Annotated in this window: 13 protein-coding genes; 1 reads left to right on the top strand and 12 read right to left on the bottom strand. The window is 63.6% G+C overall.

The features are described from left to right. Positions 1-154 precede the first annotated feature (154 nt). The 5 genes from AC0L3C_RS25875 to AC0L3C_RS25855 form a co-directional block, all read right to left on the bottom strand. Complete coding sequence (locus AC0L3C_RS25875; protein WP_473279494.1) at positions 155-3,250, bottom strand: MexW/MexI family multidrug efflux RND transporter permease subunit; 3,096 nt, start codon at positions 3,248-3,250, stop codon at positions 155-157. A gap of 76 nt (positions 3,251-3,326) precedes the next feature. Further along, the gene (locus AC0L3C_RS25870) at positions 3,327-4,520 is read right to left on the bottom strand and encodes an efflux RND transporter periplasmic adaptor subunit (RefSeq protein ID WP_473409297.1); all 1,194 of its coding nucleotides are present in this window, start codon (positions 4,518-4,520) and stop codon (positions 3,327-3,329) included. A 1-nt stretch (position 4,521) separates the two neighbouring features. Then, the gene (locus AC0L3C_RS25865) at positions 4,522-5,223 is read right to left on the bottom strand and encodes a TetR/AcrR family transcriptional regulator (protein ID WP_473263560.1); all 702 of its coding nucleotides are present in this window, start codon (positions 5,221-5,223) and stop codon (positions 4,522-4,524) included. A 135-nt stretch (positions 5,224-5,358) separates the two neighbouring features. Then, positions 5,359-5,949, bottom strand: coding sequence for a thiamine pyrophosphate-dependent enzyme (locus tag AC0L3C_RS25860; RefSeq protein ID WP_473279492.1), 591 nt, complete (start codon positions 5,947-5,949; stop codon positions 5,359-5,361). Further along, positions 5,946-6,500, bottom strand: coding sequence for a phosphonopyruvate decarboxylase (locus tag AC0L3C_RS25855; RefSeq protein WP_473279491.1), 555 nt, complete (start codon positions 6,498-6,500; stop codon positions 5,946-5,948). Before AC0L3C_RS25855 ends, AC0L3C_RS25860 begins: the two co-directional genes overlap by 4 nt. Before the next feature lie 107 nt (positions 6,501-6,607). On the opposite strand from AC0L3C_RS25855, the gene AC0L3C_RS25850 reads away from it, so the two are divergent. After that, positions 6,608-7,828: a cytochrome P450 gene (locus tag AC0L3C_RS25850; protein WP_473263548.1), complete on the top strand. Its 1,221-nt coding sequence runs from the start codon at positions 6,608-6,610 to the stop codon at positions 7,826-7,828. A 137-nt stretch (positions 7,829-7,965) separates the two neighbouring features. Here AC0L3C_RS25850 and AC0L3C_RS25845 read toward each other — a convergent pair whose 3' ends face one another. From AC0L3C_RS25845 to AC0L3C_RS25815, 7 genes are all read right to left on the bottom strand, one after another. Continuing rightward, positions 7,966-8,829 carry a sugar phosphate isomerase/epimerase family protein gene (locus AC0L3C_RS25845; protein WP_473409296.1) on the bottom strand — a complete coding sequence of 288 codons (864 nt, stop codon included), beginning with the start codon at positions 8,827-8,829 and terminating at the stop codon, positions 7,966-7,968. Next, on the bottom strand, positions 8,829-10,019 hold the full coding sequence (locus tag AC0L3C_RS25840) for a dihydrodipicolinate synthase family protein (protein ID WP_473409295.1): 1,191 nt from the start codon (positions 10,017-10,019) through the stop codon (positions 8,829-8,831). Before AC0L3C_RS25840 ends, AC0L3C_RS25845 begins: the two co-directional genes overlap by 1 nt. A 10-nt stretch (positions 10,020-10,029) precedes the next feature. Next, a complete protein-coding gene (locus AC0L3C_RS25835) occupies positions 10,030-11,181 on the bottom strand; it encodes a Gfo/Idh/MocA family protein (protein ID WP_473263545.1) in 1,152 nt (383 codons plus the stop codon). Then, positions 11,178-12,587: a hypothetical protein gene (locus AC0L3C_RS25830; RefSeq protein ID WP_473409294.1), complete on the bottom strand. Its 1,410-nt coding sequence runs from the start codon at positions 12,585-12,587 to the stop codon at positions 11,178-11,180. The genes AC0L3C_RS25835 and AC0L3C_RS25830 overlap by 4 nt, the downstream gene beginning before the upstream one ends. Before the next feature lie 4 nt (positions 12,588-12,591). Beyond that, the gene (locus tag AC0L3C_RS25825) at positions 12,592-13,422 is read right to left on the bottom strand and encodes an ABC transporter ATP-binding protein (protein ID WP_473409293.1); all 831 of its coding nucleotides are present in this window, start codon (positions 13,420-13,422) and stop codon (positions 12,592-12,594) included. A gap of 14 nt (positions 13,423-13,436) precedes the next feature. After that, positions 13,437-14,429: an ABC transporter substrate-binding protein gene (locus tag AC0L3C_RS25820; protein ID WP_473409292.1), complete on the bottom strand. Its 993-nt coding sequence runs from the start codon at positions 14,427-14,429 to the stop codon at positions 13,437-13,439. Between the two features lie 63 nt (positions 14,430-14,492). After that, on the bottom strand, positions 14,493-15,302 hold the full coding sequence (locus AC0L3C_RS25815; protein ID WP_473279483.1) for an ABC transporter permease: 810 nt from the start codon (positions 15,300-15,302) through the stop codon (positions 14,493-14,495). Positions 15,303-15,413 lie beyond the last annotated feature (111 nt).

Below are 15,413 nucleotides of genomic sequence, written 5' to 3'. Positions count from 1 at the left end.
TGGGAAAGGCTCAGCCCGCCTAACCTAGAATTAAGCCCGTCCGTTGTCTCGCGCGAGGGGGGAATGTCTTTTGGGGCGGGGGGGGCCCCGGGCAAATTTAAACGGGGGGCTGGTGATTGGCCGCTGCCGCCCTCTCGTTCGCTCGTCTGCGGCCTCAGGTCGGCCGCAGCGCCTTGGAGCCGAGGTCGAGATCGTTGACCTGCTTGTTCCGCTCGGAATCGGCCGCCGCGCGATGGTCGGTCGCCAGCACCACGTAGACCGCCGGCAGCACGAACAGCGTGAACAGGGTGCCGATCGACATGCCGGCGACGACCACCAGGCCGATTGAGAAGCGGCTGGCGGCGCCTGCGCCGGTCGCGGTCAGGAGCGGGATCAGGCCCGTCACCATCGCGGCCGTGGTCATCAAGATCGGCCTCAGACGAATGCGGGCCGACATTTCGATGGCGGAGCGGCGATCGAGCCGCTCGTTGATCTGGAGCTCGTTGGCGAACTCCACCATCAGGATGCCGTGCTTGGTGATCAGGCCCACCAAGGTCAGCAGGCCGACCTGGGTGTAGATGTTCATGGTCGCTACGCCGAAGAACAGCGGGATCAGCGCACCAACGATCGCCATCGGCACCGAGATCATGATGACCAGCGGATCGCGCAAGCTCTCGAACTGCGCCGCCAGCACCAGGAAGATGATGATCAGCGCGAAGCCGAACGTGATCGCGAGCTGGTTGCCTTCCTGCACATACTGCCTGCTGTCAGCAAGATAATCATGGCTGAAGCCTTGCGGCAGGTTTTTGGCCTCGCTCTCGAGGAAGTCGACCGCCGCACCGACGGTCACGCCGGGCATCGGCACTGCCGAGAAGGTCGCCGAGTTGAGCTGATTGTAATGTGTCAGCGAATTCGGCTCGGTCTTGGTCTCGATCGACACCACCGTCGACAGCGGAAGCTGCTGGCCGGTGTTGGTCGTCACATAGTAGCCGGCAAGCGATTCCGGCGAGAGCCGCTGGCCGCGCGGCACCTGCGGGATGACCTGATAGGAACGGCCCTCGAGGTTGAAGCGGTTGATGTAGTTGCCGCCGAGCAGCACCGCGAGCGAGCTGCCGAGGTTCTGCATACTGACGCCGAGATCCTGCGCCTTGGTGCGGTTGATCGTCACCTTCACGTTCGGCTGGTTGTAGGCAAGGTCGCTGTCTGAGACGATGAACATTCCGCTCTTGCGGGCAGCAGCCTTCAGCTTCTCCATCTGTTCGTAGACAGTTTGGAAGCTGGCGGTGGAGTTGATCACCATCTGCACCGGGAGGCCGCCCGGGCCGCCCGGCAGCGGCGGCAGGTTGAACGCGAACGCCTGCACGCCCTCGATCTTGGAAAGCTCGGCCTGCACCAGCGACTTCAGCTGGATCGACGAACGCTTGCGGTCTTCCCACGGCTTCAGCAGCATGCCGGCGATACCGCCCTGCGGGCCGTTGATGCCGTTCAGCACGAAGCGCAGATCGGTCTCGGGGAATTTCTGGAATTCCTTGTCGAGCTTCTCGCCGTAAAAGTCGACGTAGTCGATGTTGGCGTATTTCGGCGCCTTGGTCACCGCGAACACGATGCCCTGGTCTTCCTCAGGCGCCAGCTCCTTCGACGTGTGCATGTAGAGGAAGCCGACGAGCCCGAGGATGGTCACCGCAAACAGGCCGGTGATGGCCTTATAGTCGAGCGAGCGGTCGAGCCTGCGCCCGTACCACCGCGTCAGCGCGCCAAACACCTTGTTGACCGCCTTGGCGAAGCGACCCTCTTCGGTGTTCTTCAGCAACACCGAGCACATCATCGGCGACAGCGTCAGCGCGATCACGCCGGACACGATCACCGAGCCCGCAAGCGTGAAGGCGAATTCACGGAACAGCGAGCCGGTCAGGCCGCCGAGGAAACCGATCGGCGCGTACACGGCTGCGAGCGTGATGGTCATCGAGACGACGGGACCCACGATTTCGCGCGCGCCTTCCAGCGATGCCTGGACTGGCGTTTTCCCTTCCTCCAGATGACGATGGATGTTTTCCACCACGACGATGGCATCGTCGACCACGAGGCCGATCGCGAGCACCATCGCGAGCAGGGTCAGCAGGTTGAAGCTGAAGCCCAGCGCCAGCATCAGCGTGCAGACGCCGATCATCGACAGCGGGATGGTGACGACGGGAATGATCACCGAACGGAACGACGCCAGGAACAGGAAGATCACCACGATCACGATGATCACGGCTTCACCCAGCGTCTTCTCGACTTCGTCGATCGAGGATTGGATGAACTTGGTCGAATCGTAGGCGACCTTCATCTTCATCGACGGCGGCAGATTGCGCTCCAGTTCGGGGAACAGCGCCCGCACGCCCTTGACCAGCGTCAGCGGGTTGCCCTGCGGCGTTGCCTGCACACCGATGAAGATCGCGTGCTCGCCGTTGAAGGCGACGCTCGCGTCCGTGCTCTGGGCCGCAAGCTCGACGGTGGCGATGTCCTCCATCCGCACGAAGCCGCCGTCCTTGGCCTTGACGATCATCTTCTTGAACTGGTTGACGTCGGTCAGGCCCGTATTCGTCGATACGTTCGAGACGATGAGATAGCCCTTGGTCTGCCCCGCCGCGGACTGGAAGTTGTTGGCGGTGATCGCGGTCGCGACATCCGCAGGCGACACATTGCGGCCAGCCATCTTCAGGGGATCAAGCCAGAGCCGCATCGCAAAGGTCTGGCCGCCGAGAATGTCGGCGGAGGCCACGCCGTCGACGGTCGACAGCACCGGTTGCACAACGCGTGTCAGATAGTCGGAGATCGCCGAGCCCGACAGCTCTTCGGACGAGAATCCGAGATACATCACGGCCGTGGTCTGGCCCGTGGTCTTGGTGACGATCGGGTCGTTGGATTCCTTCGGGATCAGATACTTGACCGAGTTCGTCTTGGCCAGAACCTCGGTCAGCGCCTGGTTCGGATCGAAGTTCAGCTTGATGTAGACCTGGATCGTCGAGGTGCCGAGCACCGAGGACGAGGTGATATAGTCGACACCTTCGGCGGAAGCGACCGCCTGCTCGATCGGCGTGGTGATGAAGCCCTGGATCAGGTCCGCGGACGCGCCGGGATAGACGGTCGTGATGTTGATGACCGTGTTCGACAGCTTCGGATATTGCCGGATCGGCAGCGTCGTTGCCGCGCGCAGGCCGATCAGCAGGATCAGCAGGCTGACGACGACCGACAGGACCGGGCGTTTGATGAAAATATCAGTAAAGCGCATCGCGGCGATCTCGATTTCTTTGACTTGCAAAGCGCATGACCCGGCCGTGCCGGATCATGCTGCAACGTGTACGATGTCAGTAGCGCGGCGGCTGCGCCGGGATCTGCGGAGCCGGGTCGGTCGAAATCGACACTGCCGCGCCCGATTGCAGCTTGAGCTGGCCGACGGCGACGACCTTGTCGCCCGGCTTCACGCCCTTGACGATTTCGACGCGGCCTTCGACCCGGCTGCCGGTCTGCACGAAAGTGCGCACCGCGCTCAGGCTGGTCTTGCCGTCCGCTTCCTTCTTCTCGGTGATCACGAACACCGAGTCGCCGTACAGCGTGTAGTCGACCGCCGTCTCCGGCACGGTGACCACGGCCGGCTTGTCTGGCAGCACCACCGTGGTGGTCACGAACATACCGGGCTTCAGGATCTTCTCCGGATTGGAGACGGTCGCCTGCACGCGGATGTTGCGGGTGTCGGCCGAGATCTGCGGCTCGATCGTGGTGATCTTGGCGTCGAAGGTGCGACCCGGATAGGCGTCGACCTTCAACCGGACCGGCTGACCGACCTTGAGGCTGCCCGAGTCCTTTTCCGTCACCGTGAAGTTGGCCCACAGCTCCGATAGATCCGTCAGCGAAACGATGGCCGTGCCGGCGGTCAGATACTGGCCGACCTCGACCTTGCGGACGCCGAGATCGCCGGCGAACGGCGCGCGGACCAGCTTCTGGGAGATCAACGCTTCGGTCTTGGCGATACCCGCCTGCGCCTGATCGTACGCGGCCTGCGCGGTGTCGACGGTTGCCTGCGGGCCGAACTGTCGCGATGCCAATTGCTTGGCGCGGTCGAGCGACAGCTGCGCGACGGTGGACTGCGCCTTGTAATTGGCGAGGTCGCCCTGTTCCGGCGCGTCGAACATCTGCACCAGCGGCGTGCCGGCCTCGACATGCGTGCCCGGCTCGAACTTGATCTCGGTGACGCGGCCGTTGACGTCGGCGCTGACGTCGACCTGGTGCACGGCTGCGAGACCACCGACCGCGGTCAACAGGTTCGGCACCACCTCGGACTTTGCCGCGGCGGCGCTGACCGCGACCGGCGGCGGCTTGTTGTTGGCGAAGAACTGCTTGATCATCTGGCCGCGGAAATAATTGAACCAGACGAGGCCACCGACGAGCACGGCCAGAAGCGTGCCGACGATGATGAACCAGAGCACCGGCCGGACCGGACGCTTGGGAGCCTTGTTGTCGATCGGTTCGCCCGAAATCTTGTGTTCGGTGACGATGTTCATGTCATGCACTCTCTGCAATCGCCGACTTGTCCGCACACGCGGCCTGATTGCGGCCCAAATGCGAGACAATTGCGGCGTCGTTAAGTCCGATACCCCTCAGGAGAAACTCACACAGCTGCCGCTCGAGGTCGTTCGCCTTGCCGTAAGCGAGACACGGCGTGGCCGGCAGCCTGGTCAGCGCAGCGGTCATCACGGTGTGATGCGCAAACCAGAACAGGTTGAGCGGTTCGCCGTTGTATGGCCGCGCGTCCCGGGCGGCAATCGCACGCTCGAGCGAGGCGACGAAGGCCGCCCCGATCAGCGTCTCGATCTTGGCATATAGCAAACGAGCGAATTCGCCATCATCCAAATGGCTCGTAGCCATCAATCGCAGGCGCTGGGCCTCTTCCTGGTCGGGCCCGTCGGCGATGTGCATGAAATGCCCGACCATGCCGCGGATCAGTTCGACCAACGTGGCCGTCGACGGCTCACGTTCGAGCAGCTCCATGAGCGCCGGGTCCGCCTCGCATTCGTCGGTGAGAATTTCGGCGTACAGCGCGGCCTTGGACGGGAAATGCTTGAACAGCAGCGCTTCGGAAATGGCAGCGGCGGCCGCCACGCTCTTGGTCGTGGTGCCGGTATAGCCGTGTCGGGCAAAGCAACGCTTTGCGGCGCCGAGGATCAATTGACGCCTCAGGTCGCTCGTCATACGCAATGAGCTCATGCTAGTGAGTAAGCACTCACCCACGCAAAAGTCAAGCACTATGCTGCATCGCAACCTGAGTGCGTTGGAATTTCAGTGGAAATTCGCCGCGCCCACAAGGCCCACGTGCAGGACGGAGGCGCAGAGGAAGGCCCGCTAGATCGGCTGGAAGCCGAGGTGGCCGCGGACCCGGTTGAGAATGTAAGTCCCATCCCGGCTCGGCAAAATCCGCTCCAGACTGGCGCTGTCGATCTTCATATTGGCAAAGCGCGGCCCGGCCGTGACGTCGTGGACGGCTTGGGCGAAGGCCTCGACCTCGGCCATGGTCGTCACAGACCGGCTATCCCCGATGCCGCAGGCTTTGGCCACGCCGACGAGGTCGACGGCGACGGCGGTGTGGCTGGTCTGGCCCCCGGTCTCGCCATAGGCCTCGTTGTCGAGCACTGCGATCGAGAGGTTGGACGGCTTTTGCAGGCCGATGGTCGCAAGGCTGCCCATGCCCATCAGCATCTCACCGTCGCCGGTGATGACCAGCACCGGCAGTTCTGGCTGCGCCAGGGCGAGGCCCAGGCCGATCATCGCCGCCCCGCCCATGCCGCCCCAGAGGTAGAAATTCCGGGCATGATCACCGGCCGCGCACATGTCGTTGGTGGAGGCGCCGAGGCCGCCGATCGCAACCACATCCTTGCGATCCGCGAGCAGCGTGGACACCACCTGACGGCGGTCGAGGAGATTGGCCTTGCTCATTTGGTGAAAACCTTGGCGCCGATCAGGCGCTGCGACAGCAGGACGGCGGTGGGCGTGAGCGCGTTGTAGGCCTGAGCGGCCGCCGCCTCGAGCACGGCCGGCACCTCGGCTGCGGTCGAAGCCCGCAGCACCTTGACGCCCGAGAGCTCGAATACGCCCTGGGTGGTCGATCCCATCGGCACCTGCCACGGATTGAACTCGCCCCACTCGCCACGCATGGTCACCAGCGTGAGGAAAGGAAAGCGCAGGATCGGGATCAGCGACAGCATGTTGATGCAATTGCCGACCCCGCTCGACTGCATCAACAGCACGCCGCGCTGGCCACCCGTCCAGGCGCCGGCGAGAAGCGCCACGCCCTCTTCCTCCGTCGTCAGTGGAATGCCGCGCATCGTCGACGAGGCCAGCACGCGTTGGATCAATCTCGAATGGCCGGCGTCGGGCACGTAGGGCACCTGCCGGACGTTGAAGCGTTGCAATGTCGCGAAAATATCGTCGGGCCACTGAGTGCTGGACTCGGCGGCCGTGTCGGCAGCGTCAGAGCGGGCGTGCATTTTCCTGTCCGGTCGGCTTGCAAATCGCAGCTCGACTGTAGACGGTGAACCGAGCCGCTCAAAAGAGCGAATACGGCATATCGGACTCAACGGGCGAGTATGGCGGCATGAACGCAAGTGCGAACGACCTGGCGGCCAGTTTCGATCTGGAGAAGCTGACGCCGGAATTCTACGACAATCCCTACCCGACCTATCGTGCACTGCGGGAGAACGAGCCGGTCAAGCGCCTGCGCAACGGCACCGTGTTCCTGACCCGCTATGACGATCTCGTCACGACCTACAAGAACACAAAATCGTTCAGCTCGGACAAGAAGCGCGAGTTTGCGCCGAAATACGGCGACACCCCGCTCTACGAGCATCACACCACGAGCCTCGTCTTCAACGATCCGCCGGCGCATACCCGCGTGCGGCGCCTGATCATGGGCGCGCTGTCGCCACGTGCGATCGCGGGGATGGAGCCTGATATCGTCAAGCTGGTCGACGGCCTGCTCGACGCCGTCGCCGCCAAAGGCACTTGCGAGCTGATCGAGGATTTCGCCGCCTCGATCCCCATCGAGGTGATCGGCAATCTGCTCGACGTGCCCCATGACGAGCGCGCGCCGCTGCGCGACTGGTCGCTCGCGATCCTCGGTGCCCTCGAACCGGTCGTGTCGCCTGAAGTGGCTGCCCGCGGCAACAAGGCGGTGACGGACTTCCTCGCCTACCTCCGAACGCTGGTCGCGCGCCGGCGCGAAAGGCCCGGCAATCCCGAACGCGACGTGCTGACGCGACTGATACAGGGTGAGGACAACGGCGAGCGGCTGACCGAGAAGGAGCTGCTGCACAACTGCATCTTCCTGCTCAATGCCGGCCACGAGACTACCACCAATTTGATCGGCAACGGCCTCGTGGCGCTCGACCGGAATCCGGATCAGAAGCGGCGGCTGATTGACAACCCCGACCTCATCAAGACTGCGGTCGAAGAGATGCTGCGCTACGAGAGTTCGAACCAGCTCGGCAACCGCATGACCACGGAGCGGGTCGAGCTCGGCGGCGTCATGCTGGATGCCGGCACGTCGATCACGCTGTGCATCGGCGCGGCCAACCGCGATCCGGCGCAGTTTCCGGACCCCGAGAGATTCGACGTCGCGCGCACGCCGAACCGGCATCTCGCCTTCGCCACCGGCGCGCATCAATGCGCCGGCATGGCGCTGGCGCGGCTGGAAGGCGCCATCGCGATCTCACGCTTCCTGGCGCGCTTCCCGAACTATGCCGTGAGCGGACAGCCAGTCAGGGGCGGACGGGTGCGGTTCCGCGGCTTTTTGAGCGTGCCTTGCGCGATCGGCTGAGGCCTCGAAACAAAAAAACGCGAAAACAACCCCATGCACAGTAGAAGGTTACCGGCGCGCGATGCGCCGCTGATCCCGCGCAACTGTTTGACATCTCAGGCCATCGGCGCCGGTGCGCGCAACAAATTCCGGAAGGCCTAAACCACCGTCTTGTGCCGCGCGATGCAGGTTTGCAGCACCTCGTCCATGGGTTTGCCCCACCACTCGTTGGAGAAGATTTCGATCTCCGAATAGCCGGCAAAGCCCTGCGCTTCGACCGCTGCGCGCACCGATTTGATGTCGATGACGCCGTCGCCCATCATGCCGCGGTCGTTGAGAATGTCCCTGGTCGGCACCAGCCAGTCGCAGACATGGAAGGCGAGCAGGCGATCCCGGCCGGCGCGCGCGATCTGGCCCATCAGCTCCGGATCCCACCAGATGTGATAGACGTCGAGTGCGACGCCGAGCATGCCGCTGCGATAGGGATCGAGCCGGTCGCAGATGTCGAGGGCCTGCTTCGTCGTATTGACGCAGGCGCGGTCCGCCGCATAGGCCGGATGCAGCGGCTCGATCGCCAGCGGCAGCTTGGCCTGTTTGGCGTAATCGAGCATATCGGCGAGCGCTTCCTCGACCTGCATCCGCGCGCCGGCGATGTCCTTCGACGCCTCGCTGCCCGGCCGCGAATATTGCGGCAGGCCGCCGACGACGAGAACGATGCAGGGGGCTCCCAGCGCCTTGGCTTCGTCGACGCAGCGCCGGTTATCGTCGCGCACCTCGACCCGCCGCGATGCGTCGGAGGTGAACATACCGCCACGGCAATAGCCTGATAGATCGAGGCCGGCCTCGCGCACCGCGCGGGCGGCGCGGTCGAGGCCGACGGCAGCGACCTGGTCGCGCCAGGGATCGATGGCGCGGATGCCGTGCCTGGCACAGGCGTCGACGATTTCGACGAGGTCACCCTGCTTGCGGATTGTCGCCGTGTTCAGCGACAGCCAGCGATGGTCGGACGAAAAATCACGCATCAGAATTCGATTCCGCGCGTTGAGAGCACCGCCTTCATCCGCCGCGTCGCCAACTCCGGATCGGCGAGCAGCCCGGCCTTGTCGGCCAGGCGGAACAGCTCGGCCAGATGCAGGGTCGAGCGCGTGCTCTCCTGCCCGCCGACCATGGTGAAGTGGTCCTGGTGGCCGTTGAGATAGGCCATGAACACCACGCCTGTCTTGTAGAACCGCGTCGGCGCCTTGAAGATGTGACGGGACAGCGGCACCGTCGGCCCCAGTACGTCGTGGAAGCCGGCTTCGTCGCCCGCCGCAAGCCGCGACAAGGCATACGACGCCGCCGGCGCGATCGCATCGAAGATCCCGAGCAGCGCGTGCGAAAAGCCCTGTTCGTCGCCGGCAATCAGCTCCGCATAATTAAAATCGTCGCCGGTGTACATCTTGATGCGCTTGTCGAGACGACGGCGCATGTCGATCTCGCGCTGCTTGTCGAGCAGCGAAACCTTGACACCGTCCACCTTGGCGGCGTTGCCGTTGATGATGGCGACCGCAATATCCATCGCCTTGTCGAGATCATTGGTGCCCCAATATCCCGTCAGCGCCGGATCGAACATGTCACCGAGCCAGTGGATGATCACGGGCTCGCGGACCTGCGACAGCACGCGGTCGTAGACCTTTGCGTAATCGTCGGCATTACGGCCAAGCTTCGCCAGCGCGCGCGACGCCATCAAAATGATGCGGCCGCCGACCTTCTCGACCGCCGATATCTGCTCCTCATAGGCGCGGATCACGTCGTCGAGATTTTTGGCGTCCTCGACCGCGAGATGATCGGTGCCGGCGCCGGAGAACACCAGCGCGTTGCGTCGCTTGGCGGCGGCGACCGAGCGCGTGATCAGCTCCAGCGAGGTCGGCCAATCCAGCCCCATGCCGCGCTGCGCGGTGTCCATGGCTTCCGCAACGCCGAGCCCAAGGTCCCAGACGTGCTCGCGAAAGGCGATGGTCTTGTCCCAGTCGACGGCAGCGGAGAGCCACGGGTCGTTGTCGGCGAAGGGATCGACCACGGTATGGACGGCCGAGAACGCGATGCGGTCGAGCGGTCCCTCGAGCTTTGCGGGAAACGTCCGCGAGGCTGCGAGCCGGTAGGTCTCGATCGAGCGATCGGCTTTCGGCAGCTTGAGCGACAGGGACGACATCGACAGGACGGGCTTGTTCATTATTCCCTCCTCAGACCTTGATCGGCGCGACGTCGATCCAGCGCCGCTCCTTCCAGCTCCTCAGCGCGCATTCGGCGAGTTGCACGCCCTTGACGCCTTCGAGCAGCGTGAACTTGTAGGGCGCATCCTCGTAGACGTGGCGGATGAACATCTCCCACTGCTCCTTAAAGCCGTTGTCGTAGGTGACGTTGTCCGGCAGTTTCTGCCAGTCGCCGTAGAAATCGTGCAGCCGCTTCTCGTCGGGGTTCCACACCGGCCGGGGCGTTGCTTGCCGCGCCTGGATCATGCAGTCCGAGAGGCCGGCGACGGCCGAGCCGAGCGTGCCGTCGACTTGGAAGGTGACGAGATCGTCGCGATAGACGCGCGTCACCCATGACATGTTGATGTGGGCGATGGCGCCGCCCTTGAGCTGGAACGTGGCATAGGCGGAGTCGTCGGCCGTCGCCTTGTACTTCTTGCCCTGCTCGTCGAAACGCTCGGGGATGTCGGTGTTGCCGATGCAACTCACGCTCTCGACCTCGCCGAAGAGATTGTCGAGCACGTAGCGCCAGTGGCAAACCATATCAAGGATGATGCCGCCGCCGTCCTCGTCGCGGTAATTCCATGACGGCCGCTGCGCCTCCTGCCAGCCGCCTTCGAACACCCAATAGCCGAACTCGCCGCGCACCGAGAGAATGCGGCCGAAGAAGCCGGAGTCGCGCAGGAAGGCGATCTTCTTCAGGCCGGGCAGGAACAGCTTGTCCTGCACCGTGCCGTGCTTGACGCCCTTGGAATTGGCGAGCTTGACGACCTCGAGCGCCTCCTCGAAATTGGTCGCGATCGGCTTCTCGCAATAGACGTGCTTGCCGGCATTGATGGCCTGGGTCAGCAGCCCGGGGCGCGCCTGCGTGGTCGCAGCGTCGAAGAACATGGTGTCGTTCTTGTCGGCGAGCGCCGCATCGAGATCGGTGGTCCAGCGCGTGATGTTGTAGCGTTTGGCGAGCCCCTCGACCTTCTCGGCGCTGCGGCCGACCAGGATCGGATCGGGCATCACGCGGTCGCCGTTCTTCAAGCGGACGCCGCCCTGCTCTCGGATCGCGACGATCGAGCGGATCAGATGCTGGTTGAGGCCCATGCGGCCGGTGACACCGTTCATGATGAGGCCGAGGCGTTGGGTGGTCATGCCGATTGCTCCTGAAGCGATTTTGGCTGTTCGAGCGGGCGCAGCGCCGACCAGTCCGGATGGACCGACGTCGCAAAGCCCGTTGTGTGAAGCGATCCCGTCAGGAGATCGCCGTTGTGAATGGAGAGGCGGATGCCCTGCCCTGCATCCGCATAGAGATCGGGATGCGCGGCCGCGAAAGCCTGGGCCTCGGCGGCGGGCGTATCACCGAAGCCATCGACGTAATGGTGGCCGTTGCGTTCGGCATGGATGATGCCGATGAAGGCACCGAGCGCGAGATCCTGCTGCACGGCGAGGCCCGCCTGGCAGGTCAGGTCCTCGCCGGTCACGAAGAATCTTTCACCGGCCACGCTCCATTTCGCCGCGCGCAACGCGTTGACGATGGACTTGTAAAGCCCTTTGCAGGATTTCGAGGAGATACCGTGATAGCCGAGCGCCCGGGCCGCGGGAAACGCGTCGTAGGTATCGTCGGCTTCGTCGATGATGAAGCCGCGCGCCGCGAGCGAGCCGAGCGGCGACTGCCTCGTGACATCGCGCGGCATTGGCTGCTCGATATAGAGCAGCCTTGATGAAACCGATCGCAGCGCGGAATCATGGTCGAGCCGGTCGATCAGCGCATGCAACGCCGCGAGATCGGCATATTGCTCGTTGGCATCGAGCGTCACCTTATAGTCACGCTCCAACGCATCGAGCTCCTTGCCGATGCGCGCCAGCCGCGCCGCATCGCCGACGGGGTCCCCCGACAGCTTCAGCTTGAAGTATCTTGCACCGGAGTTCTCGTGGGGATCTGCAACTCCGCCCTCGCCTTCAACGGTATCGTCGAGACCGACAGTATGCCTGATGGCAACACGCGACAACGGCTTCCGGCCGGATAGAAAAATCGTGAGATCCTCTTCCCTCAGGTCGGGCGAAAGCCGCGCATCGATGCCGGCGATATTGCCGGCCATGCCGTCGAAGAAATTGGTCTCGGCGGCGCGGAGCAGCGCGTCGAGGATCGCCTTGTCGATTTCTGCGGGTCCATAGACTGCGGCCAGCGACGGAATGTTTTTCTTCGCACATGTCGCGACCTGAGCACCGATGCATGAGGCATGCAGATCGAATGCCGTCAGAAATCCGGTTCGCGCAAGATAAAGCCCCCGCGCGATCTCCAGGGAACGGCGCAAGTCATCGACGGTCTGCGCCGGCGACAGCTCCGGCCGCTTGTCGAACCATTTCGGCACCAGCAGCTCGGCGCTGGCGCCGACCACGCTTCCCCTGCCCTTGCTCTTGCCCTCGACCTCGATCTCGACCCGCACGAACAGCTGCGGCGTCGCGTTGATCGTGATCGCGCCGAAGCGGAACGGCCGCGCGAAATGCACGGGTCGTTCGAAGAACGCGATATCTCGCAGCTTCAGACGCGGCGCCATGGCTTTAGTCCAACGAACCTTGCGAGAAAAAGTGCTTGCGGATGCGCTGCACCAGCTCCGTGAAAACCGGGTCGGCCATCACGTCCAGCGAACGGGGCCGCGGCAGCGGCACGTCGTAGATCGCGGCGATCGCGCCGGGCCGCTCGGTCATGACCAGCACGCGATCGGCGAGGAACACGGCCTCGGGGATCGAATGCGTGATCAGCAGGACCGTCTTCCTGGTCTCGCGCTGGATCCGCATCAGCTCGACATTCATGCGCTCGCGCGTCAACGCGTCGAGCGCGCCGAACGGCTCGTCCATCAGCATGATCCGGGGATCATGCACCAGGGCGCGGCAGATCGAGGCGCGCTGCTGCATGCCGCCGGAGAGCTGCCACGGCAGCTTCTTCTCGAAACCTTCGAGCCCAACCAGCTTCAACAGTGCCTTGGCGCGGTCGAGATATGTCTGGCGCGGCAGCCGCTTCATGTCGATCGGCAGCATCACGTTGGACAGGATGTTGCGCCATGGCAGCAGCAGCGCGTTCTGGAACACGATGCCGACATTGCCGTGCGGCGCCGTCACCTTCTCGCCCTCGACCAGGATCTCGCCCGTGGTCGGCGGCAGCAATCCCGAGATCAGCTTGAGCAGCGTGGACTTGCCGCAGCCGGATGGGCCGACCACGACGAAGAACTCGCCGTCATTGATGTGGAAGTCGAGCGGCCGCAACGACGGCACATCGCCGTCGCGCGTCCGGTAGATCTTGGACACGCCTGACAGCTTGATGCCCGACGCATCGCCGGCAGCCCGGTCGCTCACCAGTCTCAGATGTGCGGCCGGCTGCAGGGTTTCACTCATGTTCGTCGCAGGTTTCACGAGCCGCTCTTCGGCAGATAGTCGTTGGTGTAGAACGCCTTCGGGTTCTCCTTGGCCTTGGCATCGAGCCCGCCATATTCGACCATCAGGTTGACCGAGTCCGTCATGTTCTGGTCGGTGACCTGGAACGGCCGCTTGCTCTTGGTCTCCGCGGTCCGGTACAGCGGAATGGTCAGCTCAAAACCCTGAGTCAGCGTATCGATCTTGCCGCCCTTGGGGTTGGCATCGAGGATCGACTGCGCTGCCGCCTTCGGCTCCTTCTCGGCGGCCTCGACCGCCTTGGTCGTCGCCGACATGAAGCGGCGGACGAGATCGGCATTGGCTTTCACATAATCAGTGTTGGCGATGATGCCCGAGGAGACCATGTTGATGCCGTAGTCGGCGAACTTGATCGGATAGACGTCCTTGCCGGTGGCGTCCTTGATCTTCATCGACTGGTCCATGACGTAGCCGAGCAAGAGATCGGCCTGGCCGTTGATGACCGCGTTGAGCTTGGTCTGGCCATCGCCCGCCACCGTCTGGAAGTCGCTTTCCTTGAGGCCGGTCTTCTTCAGGAACAACGGCCAGATCTGGGTCATGGAATCGGCCGGCGTGATCGCCACCGTCTTACCTTTGATATCCTCGGGCTTCCTGATGTTCTTGTCGGCAAAACCCATGGCAGACATCGGGCTGGTCTGGAGCAGCACGCCGGTCGCAACCACTGGCGCACCCTTGATCGCGGCACGCATCATGGTGGGCACGTCGACATAGCCAAAATCGGCGGTCTTGGCGGCCACCGCCTGCGTGGTCGCGGCCGAGCCGCGGCCTTCCTGGATCTCGAGGTCGATGCCTTCGGCGGCGTAGATGCCCTTGGCCTTGCCGTAATAGAACGGCGCGTGCTCGCCATAGACGTACCAATTCAACATCAGCACGACCTTGTCGGCCGCTTGCGCCGGCATGGCCGCAAACACCATCAGCGCCGCCGAGATAGCTCCTATCCACCGCTTCATCGTCACTCTCCCTTGTCGTTGTTTGCGTCGGCCTTTGGCGGCCGTTCGTTGCTTTGGTTGTTGTTAAGAGGCGAAAATCACGTCCTCGCGCTGGCTGACATGCCAGGGGATGACCAGCTTCTCGATCCGGTCCACAATCCAGAACAGGATGACGCCGAGCAGTGCGAGGATCACGAGCGCCGCGAACATCGTCGGCAGGTCGAAGGTGCCGATCGAGCGCTGCATCACATAGCCGATGCCGGAATTGGAGCCGACGAACTCGCCGACGACGGCGCCGACCACGGCGAGCGTCACCGACACCTTGAGGCCGGAGAAGATCGCGGGCAGCGCATGCGGCAGGTTCACCGCGCAAAACACCTGGAAGCGGCTGCCCTGCATGGCGCGGGCGAGATCGACCATATCTGGATCGACCGATTTGAAGCCCTGCACGGCGGAGACCACCACCGGAAAGAAGCCGAGCAGGAACGCCGATATCACTTTCGGAATGATGCCGAAGCCGAACCACACCACGAACAGCGGCGCGATCGCGATCTTCGGCACGGATTGGGAGAACACCAGCAATGGATAGACATAGCTCTCCACGGTCTTGGAGCCCGCGATCAGCATCGCGATGGGAATACCGAACAGTGCCGAGAGCGCGAAGCCGCAGACGGTCGCATAAGTCGTCGGCCAGGACTGGCGCAGCAGTTCCGGCCAATCGGTGCGCAGCACCGCAATGACGTCGCCCGGCGAAGGGATCTGGTAGGCGGGAATCCTAAACAGCCGGATGGCGAGATCCCAGGCCACGACGATGAACACCAGGAACAAAAACGGCCGGATCCAGGCCGCATTCAGCATCTTGGACACCGCACTCTGCGGCTTCAGCTCAGCCACGTCTCACTCCCGGTCGTCTTGCTTGTTGGGCGAGAAATTAACCCGTTGGGTAAATACTGTCCAGCGGTTTTCCTGCGACGTTTTGGGCGGGGGTTCCGGCGGGTTTGGGCG

The sequence above is a fragment of the Bradyrhizobium sp. WSM4872 genome (genome assembly GCF_055811715.1).
Note: the sequence above shows the minus strand (reverse complement) of the source record. Positions and strands in the feature narration are given on the sequence as shown.

What these genes read in the sequence shown, in the direction of transcription:
- AC0L3C_RS25875 (WP_473279494.1), bottom strand. Translation starts at nt 3,250, where the DNA reads ATGCGCTTTACTGATATTTTCATCAAACGCCCGGTCCTGTCGGTCGTC.
- AC0L3C_RS25870 (WP_473409297.1), bottom strand. Translation starts at nt 4,520, where the DNA reads ATGAACATCGTCACCGAACACAAGATTTCGGGCGAACCGATCGACAAC.
- AC0L3C_RS25865 (WP_473263560.1), bottom strand. Translation starts at nt 5,223, where the DNA reads ATGAGCTCATTGCGTATGACGAGCGACCTGAGGCGTCAATTGATCCTC.
- AC0L3C_RS25860 (WP_473279492.1), bottom strand. Translation starts at nt 5,949, where the DNA reads ATGAGCAAGGCCAATCTCCTCGACCGCCGTCAGGTGGTGTCCACGCTG.
- AC0L3C_RS25855 (WP_473279491.1), bottom strand. Translation starts at nt 6,500, where the DNA reads ATGCACGCCCGCTCTGACGCTGCCGACACGGCCGCCGAGTCCAGCACT.
- AC0L3C_RS25850 (WP_473263548.1), top strand. Translation starts at nt 6,608, where the DNA reads ATGAACGCAAGTGCGAACGACCTGGCGGCCAGTTTCGATCTGGAGAAG.
- AC0L3C_RS25845 (WP_473409296.1), bottom strand. Translation starts at nt 8,829, where the DNA reads ATGCGTGATTTTTCGTCCGACCATCGCTGGCTGTCGCTGAACACGGCG.
- AC0L3C_RS25840 (WP_473409295.1), bottom strand. Translation starts at nt 10,019, where the DNA reads ATGAACAAGCCCGTCCTGTCGATGTCGTCCCTGTCGCTCAAGCTGCCG.
- AC0L3C_RS25835 (WP_473263545.1), bottom strand. Translation starts at nt 11,181, where the DNA reads ATGACCACCCAACGCCTCGGCCTCATCATGAACGGTGTCACCGGCCGC.
- AC0L3C_RS25830 (WP_473409294.1), bottom strand. Translation starts at nt 12,587, where the DNA reads ATGGCGCCGCGTCTGAAGCTGCGAGATATCGCGTTCTTCGAACGACCC.
- AC0L3C_RS25825 (WP_473409293.1), bottom strand. Translation starts at nt 13,422, where the DNA reads ATGAGTGAAACCCTGCAGCCGGCCGCACATCTGAGACTGGTGAGCGAC.
- AC0L3C_RS25820 (WP_473409292.1), bottom strand. Translation starts at nt 14,429, where the DNA reads ATGAAGCGGTGGATAGGAGCTATCTCGGCGGCGCTGATGGTGTTTGCG.